Genomic DNA, 13895 nt, shown 5'->3' with positions numbered 1-13895 from the left:
CTGATGAAATACCTGATAATGCCGAATTAACCGACCCAGATGATATTGACGCGCTGATGGATTCAATGGCAAGTGCGCCTGAGCCTGAAACTGCCAGCGAAGCAGCTGAAAGTGCGGTGGATGAAATACCTGATAATGCCGAATTAACCGATCCAGATGATATAGATGCGTTACTGGCTTCAATGACGGGGGATTCAGCTCCTGAACCCCAAAAATCTTCTGCTATTGAAGAGTCTGCAGAAGATAAGAGCAATGATGAAAGTGATAATGATTCGGAATTAGATACGAAAAATCACGAGCAGATAGACAATTTTTCTGAAGAATATGTTGCGCCATTTTTATCTGCAGACTTTAGTGATTTGACTTCAGCTGAAGAAGAAATTACAAACGAAGCTACCCATCAAGAAGAAGCAATATCTGACGAGGATGATATTGACATAGATGCGCTGATTGCCGATGTTGCCGATAATAATCATCAGGATGAACTTTCATCTTTAGATATTGGCGATGATTTAGGCGATACGATAAGTGATGAGGTTACAACGGATGAATCAGCTGATGTTAATGCGCCTATTGACGATGAAATTCTAAATGATATTTCAAGTGATTTTGATGAGTCGACATTAACCGAGTTATTAAATGATGAGGATGATGAACAAACATCCTCACAAGTTGAGCTTTCTCCAGATTTTACTGATAGCAACGTTTTAGCGGATTTACTGGCGGATGACAATCAGGAAGAAGAAACTGAACAAATTGTTGAAAAAACTGAAGCAACTGAAATCAATGATATTCAAGAGTTAGACAGTTTAGATTTCGACGAGCTTCTGGCTAATATTGAAGAAGAAGCACCAACTTCAAGCGATGAAGACTTTGATTTATCAGATGATTTTGAAATTGCAGACAGTATTGAAAGTTTAGATGATGACACCACTGAGCAAACATCGGAGCAAGTAGAAAAGCGTCAGGATGATTTTATTTCCGTCGATTCATTAATATCAGATACACTTTCAGACTCAACTGAAAAAGAAGAGCCTTATGATCAAACCAATATTGATGTTGGTTTAGGTGATTTCCCTGAGTTTACCAGTGATATAAATCAAATAGATGTCGATGAAGAAGATGATAACGGAGTTGCTGCAAAACTTGATTTAGCAAAAGTGTATATCGAAATTGGTGATAATGAAAATGCTGAAGTGATCCTACAAGATGTGGTTAAAATAGGTGATGCAGAACAACAATTTGAAGCACAACAATTGTTAGATAGTATGAATTAACACTTGTTTAAACTATAGAAGTAAAGCAGCTTAAATAGCTGCTTTTTTGTTTACCGTTAGTGATCAAAAAGTAATTTTATCACCTGTCTTTTTCTTTCCTCGCTATGAGCTAATATCCGTTTTTTATTATCCAATAGTCGTCGTTGTTATAAATGTTATAAACGTGATAGTCGCGACTCGCAATACCATTAAAAATAGTAGATAATGCGCGAAAATTAACACAGGTTTTGAAAGTTATGCGCTATGCCTTAGGCATTGAATACGACGGAAGTAAATATTGCGGCTGGCAACGACAAAAATCGGTAGTCAGTGTTCAGCAAACATTAGAGACTGCGTTATCTAAAATTGCTAACGAACCTATTGAAGTGGTTTGTGCTGGTCGAACAGACACAGGGGTAAATGCGACTAATCAAGTGGTGCATTTTGATACCAATAATAAGCGCAAAGATGTGGCATGGACATTAGGTGTTAATACTCATCTTCCGCAAGATGTAGCTGTTTCTTGGGTGCAGGAAGTCAGTGAATCGTTTCATGCGAGATTTAGTGCCACAGCAAGGCGTTATCGATATATTATTTATAATAAAAGGCTCCGTTCTGCCATTCTCAGTCATGGTTTAAGCTTTTGTCATTACCCGTTAGATGAAAAGTTAATGCATCAAGCCGCGCAATATTTGGTTGGGGAACATGATTTTACCTCTTTTCGAACAGTGCATTGTCAATCACATTCACCTGTAAGAACGTTATCCCACTGTAATGTAAGTAGGCGAGGTGACTATTTAATTCTTGATGTTAAAGGCAATGCTTTTTTGCACCATATGATCAGGAATATTGCAGGAAGCTTAATGAGAGTGGGGCAAGGAAAAGAAACCGTAAGCTGGATAAGTGAAGTGCTAGCAGCAAAGAATCGTTGTGTTGCAGGGATGACAGCCGCTGCCGAGGGCTTGTATTTTGTTGATGTTGATTATCCGGCTGAATTTAATATCCCAAAACGACAATTAGGTCCTTTATTTTTAGAATAACAGGAAAACACACAAAACAGACCAGTTTTTTGTATTCAAAATACCGTAAAATATGCTCTAATTAGTGGTTATATTTAGATAATATTAAAATTTTAATATTTAATGGCTCAAAATGAGTTGTTAAATGATTTTCGTGCATAGGCTAAGTGAAATTATGAGCTGGATTGAAAAAATTCTCCCGAAAGCAAAATCTACCCAAAAGCGTAATATCCCTGAAGGGGTTTGGAGTAAATGTAATTCGTGTAATGCGGTATTATATAAAGTTGAACTTGAGCGCCAAATGTCGGTTTGTCCAAAATGTGATCATCATATGAGAATCAGTGGGCGCAAACGTATCGAAGGCTTTTTAGATGTTGGTGAACGTATTGAATTAGGCGAAGAGTTCGAAGCGCAAGATATTCTTAAATTTAAAGATTCAAAACGTTATAAAGATCGCCTCTCTGCGGCACAAAAAAGCACGGGTGAAAAAGACGCATTAGTAGTGATGAAAGGTGAATTACACGGTATGCCTGTGGTAGCTGCAGCTTTTGAATTTTCATTTTTGGGTGGTTCAATGGCATCTGTTGTCGGTGCTAGATTTGTTAAAGGGGTTGAATACTGTCTCGAACATAATTTGCCATTTGTTTGTTTTTCAGCAAGTGGCGGTGCTCGTATGCAAGAAGCGTTGTTTTCGTTAATGCAAATGGCTAAAACCAGTGCTGCATTAGCTAAAATGAGTGAAAAAGGCTTACCTTATATTTCGGTATTAACGGATCCAACTATGGGTGGTGTTTCGGCGAGTTTAGCAATGCTTGGTGATGTTAACGTGGCTGAGCCTAAAGCTTTAATTGGTTTTGCTGGTCCCAGAGTTATCGAACAAACTGTTCGTGAAAAGTTACCCGAAGGTTTTCAGCGTAGTGAATTCTTGTTAGAAAAAGGTGCAATCGACATGATTGTTGATCGCCGTGAAATGCGTGATACCTTAGCGCGTTTATTAGCTAAATTTACTGGATACGATTTAAAAGTGAGTTAATTGTTTTAATAAACACTAATTAAGTCCAATACATTTATGAAAGAAACCGTTCAAAGCCACTCAAGTCGAAATCTCGATGAGTGGCTTTCTTATTTAGAAAGTATTCACAGTACAGAAATTGATATGGGTCTAGAGCGCATATCAAAGGTTGCTGAAAATTTAGCTATTGAGTTTGAATTTACTCAGGTTATAACCGTGGCAGGAACTAATGGTAAAGGCACTACTTGTGCCTTTCTTGAAAACGCTATATTAGCTGAAGATCGCTCAGTTGCTGTCTATTCGTCTCCCCATATTGAAAAGTTTAATGAACGTTTACGCATTAACAAACAAGATGTCGATGATAAAGCGTTTATCCTTGCTTTTGAAAACATAGAGCAATCGCGTGGTGATATCTCGTTAACCTATTATGAATATACAACCTTAGCAGCTTTACTTATTATCATGGTTGAAAAACCTGATTTCGCCATTCTAGAAGTTGGTTTAGGTGGCAGACTTGACGCTACCAATATTATTGATGCAGACATTGCTGTGATCACCACGGTAGATTTAGATCATCAAGCTTTCCTTGGCGATAATAGAGAAAGCATTGGTTTTGAAAAAGCCGGCATTATGCGGGCAGGCCAACGCGTAGTTATCGGTGATAAACATCCGCCTCAATCTGTTCTAGCACATGCTAAACAACTTAACACACAAGTATATATTCGAGGTGTAGATTTTAATGTTGATCTTAACGAACTCGCTCATGGTTGGGGTTGGCAAAGTCATAATTATACCTTTAACCGTTTACCTCAACCCTTTATTCCTAGAGATAATATAGCTACCGCGATTATGGTGCTTGAATTACTTGGAATTAATGTGGATGAGACAAAACTTGTATCATTGATAATATCGACTAAAGTTGCAGGTCGAACAGAATTGATCGCAGGCCATTGTAAAATTATGCTAGATGTTGGCCATAACCCATTAGCTGCACGATACTTAGTCGAACAAATCCCTTTATTGTCAGCGACAAAAGTTCATGCTGTGGTTGCAATGTTGGCGGATAAGGATATCTTTAATACGCTCAATCCATTATTGGCTGCAGTTGATTGCTGGTATATGGCAAGCCTAGATATACCAAGAGGCGCTAATGCGGAACAGCTCAAAAGCCACATATCAAATAGCACGAATCAAATATTAACTTTTGACAATGTCATTGATGCCTATAAAATGGCACTTTCACAAGCTAAAGAAAGTGATTTAATCCTTGTTTTTGGATCATTTTTTACTGTTGCTCAAGTTAAAGGTTTTTTAAATTAGGAGTTATCTTGTCTACACCTTTTCAAAATAGATTAGTCGGTACTATGATAGTTGCAGCCGTTGCGATTATTTTTTTACCTGATGTACTTGATGGCGATAAAAAAACCTACCAAGAAGAATTTGATAAAATTCCAACCGCACCGAAAGTCGACTTTAAGCCGCAAAACCAATCATTTCCTAATGACAAACTAGCGGGTTTGCCCAAAGACGAAATAAGTGAAGAAATAGCGCTAGATGACGATGCTGGAGATAAAGACATACCAACTGCGGCTATTGATAGTGGGGTGCAAGAAAATAAAGCATTCAATGATGAAAAGCCTTTAGCGAGTGTTAAAACCGATGAAGTGAAGCCACAAGCTGTGGTGAAAAAAAGTATGCCGGAAAAAGCAGTTTCTCAACAAGCATGGGCAATACAGCTTGGTAGCTTTAGGCATAAGAAAAATGTCAATGAACTAGTAAAAAAGCTAGAAGCAGCTGGCTATACCGTTTTTACACGACCGATTAAAACTAAAAATGGAACCTTAACGAAAGTGTTTGTTGGACCTGAATTAATTAAAAGCAGTCTTGAGAAAAAAATCCCTGCATTGAAGACGTTAACTAATGTGCAAGGAAAAGTTGCCCGATTTACACCAACTAGATAATAAAAATATTAGCTAAATTGCTTGTGGTTCTGTTAGAATGCGCGCCACTATTTATTAGTTAATTTAATTGAGAACTCTCGATTTATGGTTTGGATAGACTATGCCATTTTGGCTGTCATAGGTATTTCCACTTTAATTAGTTTAGTTCGTGGCTTTGTCAAAGAAGCTGTGTCGCTAATTATTTGGATCAGTGCCTTTTTTATCGCGAGTACTTTCTATGCCAAACTTGCCACGTTATTAACTAATATTTCTGATCCTTTCCTGCGCAATGGCGCAGCAATTACTATTCTATTTATAACAACCTTAATTTTAGGGGCCTTAGTTAATTACGTTATTGGTCAATTGGTTACCAAAACAGGCCTATCAGGTACAGATAGAGTATTAGGGATTGTCTTTGGTGCCCTACGAGGGGTATTGATCGTAAGTGCAGTATTATTCTTTATGGATGCATTCACTCCGTCAACATCAAGTGATTGGTGGCAAAGTTCGCAGTTAATCCCAGAATTCAAATTAATAATTGAATGGTTTTTTGAATACCTCAAACAATCATCCAGTTTTCTAAAACAAGCTTAGTTCGGCGGAGAAAAACACCATGTGTGGTATAGTTGGTATTGTTGGTAATACACCGGTAAGTCAATATTTATATGACGGTTTAACAGTTCTACAGCACCGCGGTCAGGATGCTGCAGGAATTGTAACGATTCAAAATAACACCTTTCGCCTAAGAAAAGGCAATGGTTTAGTTAAAGACGTTTTTCATACGCGTCATATGCTGCGATTACAAGGTAATATTGGTATCGGCCATATCCGTTACCCAACCGCGGGGACGTCGAGTTCTTCAGAAGCACAACCTTTTTACGCCAATTCACCTTTCGGTATTTCTTTAGCGCACAATGGTAACTTAACTAATGCTGAAGAATTGAAAGAATGGCTTTATAAAGAAGCTTGTCGTCACGTAAACACAACTTCTGATTCTGAATTATTACTAAATATTTTAGGTCATGAATTACAAAGTATCGGTAACTTCACGTTAACACCGGATGATATTTTTACTGCTATTGCTAATGTTCACCAACGTGTTCGTGGTGCCTATGCAACCGTTGCATTAGTGATTGGCAATGGCATGGTGGCATTTCGTGATCCTAATGGTATTCGTCCTCTTGTTTTTGGTAAAAGAGAAAGCGAAAAAGGCACTGAGTACATGGTTGCTTCTGAAACAGTCGCCTTAGATGCCTGTGATTTTGAGTTTGTTCGTGATGTTGCACCAGGTGAAGCAATTTATATCACTGAAAATGGTCAGTTTTTCAGCAAACAATGTGCAGAGAATCCTAGGTTTAGTCCGTGTATTTTTGAATATGTTTACTTTGCTCGCCCTGATTCTACTATGGATAAAATATCTGTTTATGCATCACGTGTTGAAATGGGGAAAAAATTAGGGGCTAAAATCAAGCAAGAATGGGCGGATGAAGATATTGATGTAGTTATTCCGATCCCTGAAACATCGTGTGATACCGCATTACAAATTGCCCAAACATTAGATTTACCTTACCGCCAAGGGTTTGTAAAAAATCGTTATATTGGCAGAACCTTTATTATGCCAGGACAAGAGCAACGTAAAAAGTCTGTTCGTCAAAAGCTTAATGCTATCGGTGCTGAGTTTGCAGGTAAAAATGTATTATTGGTAGATGACTCTATTGTTCGTGGCACAACTTCTGAGCAGATTATTGATATGGCTAGAGCCTCAGGTGCTAAAAAAGTTTATTTTGCTTCTGCAGCCCCTGAAATTCGTTTTCCAAATGTATATGGTATCGACATGCCAAGTGCAACAGAGTTAATTGCTCATGGCCGTGAATTAGACGATATTTGTGATTTAATTGGTGCCGATAAACTTATATTCCAAACGATCGAAGATTTAGTTAGCGCAGTATCGGTTGCAAATCCTGATATTAAAGCATTTGAAACATCAGTTTTTAATGGCCAATATGTTACACAAGATATCGATCAAGGTTATTTAGAAAGATTAGATGCATTGCGTAATAACGAAACAAAAGAAACCTCAGATAAAAATGCGGATTCAATTATTGATATGCACAATGAAGGTGCTGAATAACGACTGTTAAGTGTTATTAGCTCATTAAAAAAGGCACCTTAGGTGCCTTTTTTGTGCTTACTCTTTAGGATTAGCTCATTGAGCTATGAAATATATTCAGTACCAAAGCCCATTCCAAACATAATTGCGCTAATCGCCATTAGTGAGACTAATAATACCAAGCCACAGGTAACCACTGAACTTGCATAGATAAAGCCTTTTTCCTCTGGAATATTCATCATGATAGGAATCCCCGAGTAGAGTAAATAAACGGAATAAGAAAGCGCAGCTAAACCTGCTAAAGTAACAAACCATAACACTGGATAAAGTGCCGTTAGACCAACCATTAGCAATGGTGTCGCTGTATAAGCGGCAAGTTCTAATGCTTGTGTGAAATCGGGTTTTGCATCAAATGTTTTTGCCATCCATTGTATCAAATAAGCGAGAGCAAATACGCCAATCACTAATCCAGCATACATAGCAACAGACATTGCTAATGCACTTGATTCAGAGATCTTTATCGCATCTCCAGCTCCTATAGTCCAACCAATATGCGCGGCAGCATAATAACTACAAATTGCTGGAATCAGTGCAATTGTTAGTATATGGACAAAACTGTACATTAAACTTTCATGACGTTTTTCTATGGTTTGCCATTCTTCTTTTGGATGAGCATAAAGCCCCCAGATATGATTTAAGATCATAATATTACCTCTTGCTGTCCCCAAAATATGTTGTTTGCGGAGATTGATTTTCCGCTCCAACATCTACGTTCAACTTTTTTATTTTTTTATAGTTGATACCTTATTTATGAAATAACTGAAAGCGTACGTCAAGAAGAGATTGAAATTTAGCCAAGAAATTTAAAAAAACGGATATTTTTATAATCAAAAGAGCAAAAATGTAATTTTTATATAGTTAAAAATACTATTAACTGAGCTTAATCCTGACTACATTCATCACTTCAATATTAAAGCCTGCGATGGTTTCTGAACTTGGGTAATACGTCATATTGACGCGTTGCCCTTTTAACGAACGATATAGCTTTTTTCGCTTATATTTAAAAGGTACATCAATATTCTCGATCATGATGGTGTTCAATACCCAATCGTCTTCCTCGCGCTGTACATGAGATTTAACTTTTATATGCTCGCTATGAACAAGGTCTTGGTGCTTATCAATCAGCTTTTTAATATTATTTTTTGGTGACATATCGTTTTCAATTATTGATTTGAGATGATCTGAACAGGAAACATTGTTTTATATTACGGAACTTTCAGTGAATAGTTAAGCCACTAGCGATATTACCGTGTTAATTACCCTCGTTTGATGATTCATTTAACCGTCTGTCATTTTACTATCTATGCGTGATAAACAGCCGTATTCAAATATTTTGTGAATTGGTTTGTTTTATTTCAATTGCACTTTTATTTTGGTGCAACGCGTTGTCCTATTGGAGTTAAATTTATTTAACCTATTGATATTTATTGGTTATTCATAATGGTGCGGATTTTGTATACCAAAGGTAATGCCATATTTAAATATATGGGGAACACATTCAGGTAACTCAATTGAGACATACTATGAAACAAACGTTAAAAAATAAAATATTACCGATTGAATTTGCGAAAAAATCAATCACGGTAATGTTAATCGAAAAACACCCAAGTAATCATTCAGTGTTAAAGAAAGCATTAATTGATTTTGGTTATCACGTAATAAAACATATTTCGGCCAGTGACAATATTTTGGAATTGATCGATACATGTTCTCCGGAAGTATTGATTTTAGTGACAGATTCACCCAGTGATAAAGTGCTAAAAAATTTAGCGGAAGTAAATAAGTTACACCCTTTGCCTATTGTTATTTTTTCTGAAAATGATTCACCTAATGTTATTCAACAAGCGATTAAATCAGGAGTCAGTGCTTATGTGGTGAATGAGATTTTACCGCAAAGAATCCAAAGTATTATTTCAGTGGCAAATGAAAGGTTTAAAGCTGAGCAATCTTTACGGAATGAATTGAAACAAGCAAAAGTGCAACTTGAAAGCAAAAAGTATATTGATAGAGCGAAAAATTTACTGATGGAGCAAAAACGAATGAGTGCGAATGAGGCACATAAGACACTAAGAAAAATGGCACTCGATCAAAGTTGTTCAATAGCAATCGTGGCAAAAAATATTATTGATGTTTGTCAGTTGTTATCGCCAGCGAGATCATAACTTTTATGGTCATTGAGCAACGTATTTAATTTTTTTCGAGTAATTTTATTAGGAAAGTAAGGTTGTAAATAAAAAATATAATTCATGCAATATGCTATGAATACAAGAATTTATAACCTTGTTTTAATTAATAAAAACAATAGAACAATATCTTGATCGTGATCATCCTTTGCCATAATCCAACGATGATAATATTCAATTATTCAATATACGCGGATCTAAAAACAACTCACAAAAGTGTCAGGAATCGATATATTTCAAGTGAAGAGCTCAGTTCAGTATATTCATTATTATCGTATTAATTAACAGGCGCTTAGATTAAATAATAACTAAAAGAACAGTGCCTTTGTTGATGAATATCAGCGGCAAGAATTTTAATAAAACCCTAAAGAGAAATAACGCATGAAACTCAATAAAACCACTTTATATCTTGCTGTAGCATTAGCGAGTTCGTATTCAACGACAGTTATGGCAAATGATATTTCTACTGCTTTAGCTAATGGCAAAGCAACCGTTGACTTAAATTTACGCTATGAAAGTGTTGACCAAGATAACGCCTTAAAAAAGGCAAGTGCATTAACGTTACGTACCCGATTAAGCTATGCTAGCAAAGCAGTGAATGGCTTTTCGTCATTGGTAGAATTTGAAGATTCACGTAATGTTTTAGGTATAAATGATTATAAAAATACCTTAGGTAGAAATAATGATTATTCAGTGATTGCCGATCCAGAAACAACCGAGCTTGATCAGATGCTTTTACAATACAAACAAGCAAATGTTACCGCAAAACTGGGTCGTCAAGTGATCACCATGGATAACCATCGATTTGTTGGTCACGTTGGCTGGCGACAAGATAGACAAACGTTCGACGGTATTAGCTTTGATTATCAAGCATCAGAAAAATTATCGTTGAAGTACGCCTATATAACGCAACGAAATCGAATTTTTGCTGATGCTAAAGATATCGATTCAAAAGATCATTTAATCAATGCCAGTTACAAAACAGGTGCAGGAACGGTAACTGCGTATAGCTATCTACTAGAAATTGATAATGATATTGACAATGCCCTTGATACATACGGAATACGCTTTAATGGTGCGAGTAAGTTCGACAGTCAAAAATTCACGTATTCATTCGACTATGCATTACAAGATACTGAGAGTGCAGGAACGAGCTTTTCCAGTCATTATTTATCTGCTGAACTTGGCACACATGTATCAGGTTTAGGCTTAAAAGTTGGTTATGAACTACTTGGTTCTGATGAAGGTATGTATGGCTTTTCTACACCATTAGCGACATTACATAAGTTTAATGGTTGGTCGGATCAATTTTTAACAACGCCAAAAGAAGGGTTAACTGATTTATATGCCAGTCTTAGTGGTAAGGTGTTGGAAGGGAAGTGGGCGGTTATTTATCATAATTTTAATGCCGATAAAGCAAGTGATACAGTTGATGATTTTGGTTCCGAAATCAATGCGGTTTATACTAAGAAGTTTTCGAAGCATTATACTGCTGGAATCAAATATTCAGCTTATTCAGCCGGTGATGTAGCAACAGGCAAAGTAGATACGGATAAACTTTGGTTATGGATCAGCGCTAAATTTTAATGAATTTTAACCAATATATTTAGCTAATAAGCCGAAAATAAACTTTAGGTTTTAAAAAGTGATAATGTATTCTTTATCACTTTTTTTTAGATAATTTTTAAAGCGACTACTTTATTTAGTGTGGTGGAGGCTAGTTTTTTAAAAACTTACTCTCAGAATGTTTGATAATTCGTTATACTGAAGGTCTTAAGTTGTTATTTATCTCGAGTAGGTCGTTTTCGTTGATGGAAAAATCAATTCTTTTTCATACCATTTACCCACATAAAACCAGTAAAGTTTGGGTGGTGTTTATCCACGGTGCGGGTGGTAGTTCTGCTATTTGGTTTAGGCAAATCAGAGCATATCAGAAAAAATATAATATTCTTCTGTTAGATCTTCGCGGACATGGAAAATCAACTAACTTAGTGAAATCGTTTGTCGATAATAATTATTCTTTCAATCGTGTTTCAGAAGACATTATTGATGTTTTGGACTATAACCAGATCAAACATGCACACTTTGTCGGGATATCATTAGGTACTATCATCATACGTAACATAGCTGAAATAGCCCCAGATTATGTTTCAAGTATGGTGCTTGGTGGGGCTATTACTCGCTTTAATACTCGCAGTAACTCGTTGGTTCATTTAGGTAATGCTTTTAAATATTGTGTGCCGTATATGTGGTTATATCGGTTATTTGCTTTTATTATGATGCCGAAAAAACGTCATAAAGAGTCGCGATTATTGTTCGTTAGAGAAGCGAAACGGTTGTGCCAAAAAGAGTTTCTTCGCTGGTTTAAACTAGCCATGGAAGTAAATCCTTTAATGCAATACTTTAAAGAAAAGGAAATCGATATACCTATTTTGTATATTATGGGTAAAGAAGATCATATGTTTCTTGGCCCCGTCAAAGACATGGTTAAACAGCATAAAAATAGTTTATTGCACACTATTCAACGTTGTGGACATGTATGTAACGTTGAAAATCCGGCAGCCTTTAATGAGCATTCCATTGCGTTTATCGATCAGCAAAGTTAGTGATAATCAGTTGATTTTATCGCTCAGTTAATATCCCACGGATGATAATAAAGGGATTCTAACTGAGCGATTTATAAACGAATTAGCGTTTGTTTATTCAATATTTACTCTAATAATTTTATTGGTGCTACTTTGATGAATTAGTAAATCGCCATCGCGAGTAGCACGCATATGTCTGATAATACCGGCATATACTTTGCCTGAAGGAATTGCCCAACTTTGAAATGTTTCAGTTGTTGGGTCAAATTTAACCAAGGCATCTGGTCGCATACCTGATTCATTATACCAAACCATATTATCTATGACGGCTATTGCATAAGGGTGAGATTTGCTGCCACTAGGTGATGGCCATTCCTTTATTTCATCTGTGTAAGGGTTATACCGCCCCAATTTTCCTTGTGATGAATTGACATACCAAATCATGCCATCACTGGCGATATCTAAACGTCTGACACGCGTTGCTTCATTTGGTAACATCACGTCAGTTAATTTCATGGTGTTGGGGTTAACTTTGACTAAACAGTTTCTACCGTTACAAGCCACCCAAGGCGTACCATTTCTATCTATTTTAATACCATAAGGTTTTGAGCGAGGTGCATTCATGGTGACAAGTTTTATATCGCCACTCTCAGGGTTTAATCGGCCAATCATATTACTGTGTTGTAAGGTAAACCATAATATGCCTTTATCGTCAAAGATCGCGGTGTGAGGATCTTTAGCATTTTCATCCGGCATTTTATATTCTGTGATCTTTTTGGAGTTAATATCTAATTTGCCAACACTGCCGTTTTTATTGCCTGTATACCAAATATTACCAGCCTGATCTGTGGTAACTGAATGGGGCATGGCGTTATCTGGCAAAAAGTATTCATTCATTTCACCTGTTTTGGGATTAATTTGACCAATTAAATTTGCCCGTTGACCCGCCCACCAAATAGTCCCGTCATCGGCCTCGATAGGGTCACGTGATCGTTGACCTAAAGTAGGCGTTTGCCATTGAGTAAAGCTAATTTTTGTATCACCACCGAGGAGAGTCGGGGTACGTAAGGTATTTGGCGAGTAATGTGTTGCTAAATAGTTAAAAATTTTCTGTTCAATTTTCGGTTGGTTTGATAAATCAATCATGGTGCGGGTTAAGAGTTTCCAATCCTTAACACTGTAACCAGAGCTGCGAGTGATCATATTGATGCGATGGCAGCTGGTACAATATTGCTCAACTAACGCCTTACCTTTCAACTGTTCGTTATCTTCAATAAGTTCTAGTCCCAATGCTTGATTAACGCTAGCTACCCCAATTAAATATGCAATACCAGACAAAAACGATTTTAATAAAATACGAATACGCATGGAAACTCTCCTAGTAAAATTGAACATTTATTCAAGCTTATTCAATGGTCGTTGAAGTTTCAATGAAAGTTGAAAAATTTCAATCGAATGAATATTGAGCAGCAATTTACATATCATTTTCGCTTTCTTTATTAGGAATGATTTTTTAAGTGTTGGGTTGGAAGTCTTTACCCGTTAATACCCCTAAAGCATGAGACGAGGATTATGTTCAAAAATGTTTACTTCCATGTCAAACCAGACATGTTTAGAAACACCTTTAACGGATCTCGGTTATTGTAACGGTCATTGGCATAGTTTATTCTCAATAATTACTGAATGCGCCTATGGCGTTTTTTTAAGGCCAAATTTTAAAGGCTAATTAC

Annotated in this window: 13 protein-coding genes; 10 read left to right on the top strand and 3 right to left on the bottom strand. The window is 36.6% G+C overall.

Features of this window, described 5'->3' with window-relative positions; genetic code table 11:
* The 7 genes from RM573_RS03725 to purF form a co-directional block, all read left to right on the top strand.
* Positions 1-1277: FimV/HubP family polar landmark protein (locus tag RM573_RS03725; protein WP_311577373.1), on the top strand; the 1277-nt coding region annotated here is incomplete at its 5' end.
* Between the two features lie 236 nt (positions 1278-1513).
* Positions 1514-2296: a tRNA pseudouridine(38-40) synthase TruA gene (gene truA, locus RM573_RS03720; protein WP_311577371.1), complete on the top strand. Its 783-nt coding sequence runs from the start codon at positions 1514-1516 to the stop codon at positions 2294-2296.
* Positions 2297-2450: 154 nt separating this feature from the next.
* Complete coding sequence (gene accD / locus RM573_RS03715; protein WP_311577369.1) at positions 2451-3308, top strand: acetyl-CoA carboxylase, carboxyltransferase subunit beta; 858 nt, start codon at positions 2451-2453, stop codon at positions 3306-3308.
* Positions 3309-3344: 36 nt separating this feature from the next.
* Positions 3345-4607 carry a bifunctional tetrahydrofolate synthase/dihydrofolate synthase gene (folC, locus tag RM573_RS03710; protein ID WP_311577367.1) on the top strand — a complete coding sequence of 421 codons (1263 nt, stop codon included), beginning with the start codon at positions 3345-3347 and terminating at the stop codon, positions 4605-4607.
* Between the two features lie 8 nt (positions 4608-4615).
* A complete protein-coding gene (locus tag RM573_RS03705; protein ID WP_311577364.1) occupies positions 4616-5248 on the top strand; it encodes an SPOR domain-containing protein in 633 nt (210 codons plus the stop codon).
* Between the two features lie 84 nt (positions 5249-5332).
* A complete protein-coding gene (locus tag RM573_RS03700) occupies positions 5333-5821 on the top strand; it encodes a CvpA family protein (protein ID WP_311577361.1) in 489 nt (162 codons plus the stop codon).
* A 19-nt stretch (positions 5822-5840) separates the two neighbouring features.
* The gene (purF, locus tag RM573_RS03695; RefSeq protein WP_311577358.1) at positions 5841-7358 is read left to right on the top strand and encodes an amidophosphoribosyltransferase; all 1518 of its coding nucleotides are present in this window, start codon (positions 5841-5843) and stop codon (positions 7356-7358) included.
* A gap of 83 nt (positions 7359-7441) precedes the next feature.
* Here purF and RM573_RS03690 read toward each other — a convergent pair whose 3' ends face one another.
* A complete protein-coding gene (locus tag RM573_RS03690) occupies positions 7442-8041 on the bottom strand; it encodes a Yip1 family protein (protein WP_311577355.1) in 600 nt (199 codons plus the stop codon).
* Positions 8042-8267: 226 nt separating this feature from the next.
* Positions 8268-8549, bottom strand: coding sequence for a hypothetical protein (locus RM573_RS03685; RefSeq protein WP_311577352.1), 282 nt, complete (start codon positions 8547-8549; stop codon positions 8268-8270).
* A gap of 371 nt (positions 8550-8920) precedes the next feature.
* On the opposite strand from RM573_RS03685, the gene RM573_RS03680 reads away from it, so the two are divergent.
* The 3 genes from RM573_RS03680 to RM573_RS03670 all read left to right on the top strand — a co-directional run bounded on the left by RM573_RS03680 (position 8921) and on the right by RM573_RS03670 (position 12186).
* A complete protein-coding gene (locus RM573_RS03680; RefSeq protein ID WP_311577349.1) occupies positions 8921-9559 on the top strand; it encodes an ANTAR domain-containing response regulator in 639 nt (212 codons plus the stop codon).
* Positions 9560-9961: 402 nt separating this feature from the next.
* Positions 9962-11167, top strand: coding sequence for an alginate export family protein (locus tag RM573_RS03675; protein ID WP_311577346.1), 1206 nt, complete (start codon positions 9962-9964; stop codon positions 11165-11167).
* A gap of 224 nt (positions 11168-11391) precedes the next feature.
* The gene (locus RM573_RS03670) at positions 11392-12186 is read left to right on the top strand and encodes an alpha/beta fold hydrolase (protein ID WP_311577343.1); all 795 of its coding nucleotides are present in this window, start codon (positions 11392-11394) and stop codon (positions 12184-12186) included.
* Positions 12187-12279: 93 nt separating this feature from the next.
* Here RM573_RS03670 and RM573_RS03665 read toward each other — a convergent pair whose 3' ends face one another.
* Positions 12280-13533, bottom strand: a complete 1254-nt coding sequence (locus RM573_RS03665) for a Vgb family protein (protein ID WP_311577341.1) — start codon at positions 13531-13533, stop codon at positions 12280-12282.
* Between the last annotated feature and the right edge of the window lie 362 nt (positions 13534-13895).

This window comes from Thalassotalea castellviae, from assembly GCF_031846185.1.
GTDB lineage: Bacteria > Pseudomonadota > Gammaproteobacteria > Enterobacterales > Alteromonadaceae > Thalassotalea_H > Thalassotalea_H castellviae.
Note: the sequence above shows the minus strand (reverse complement) of the source record. Positions and strands in the feature narration are given on the sequence as shown.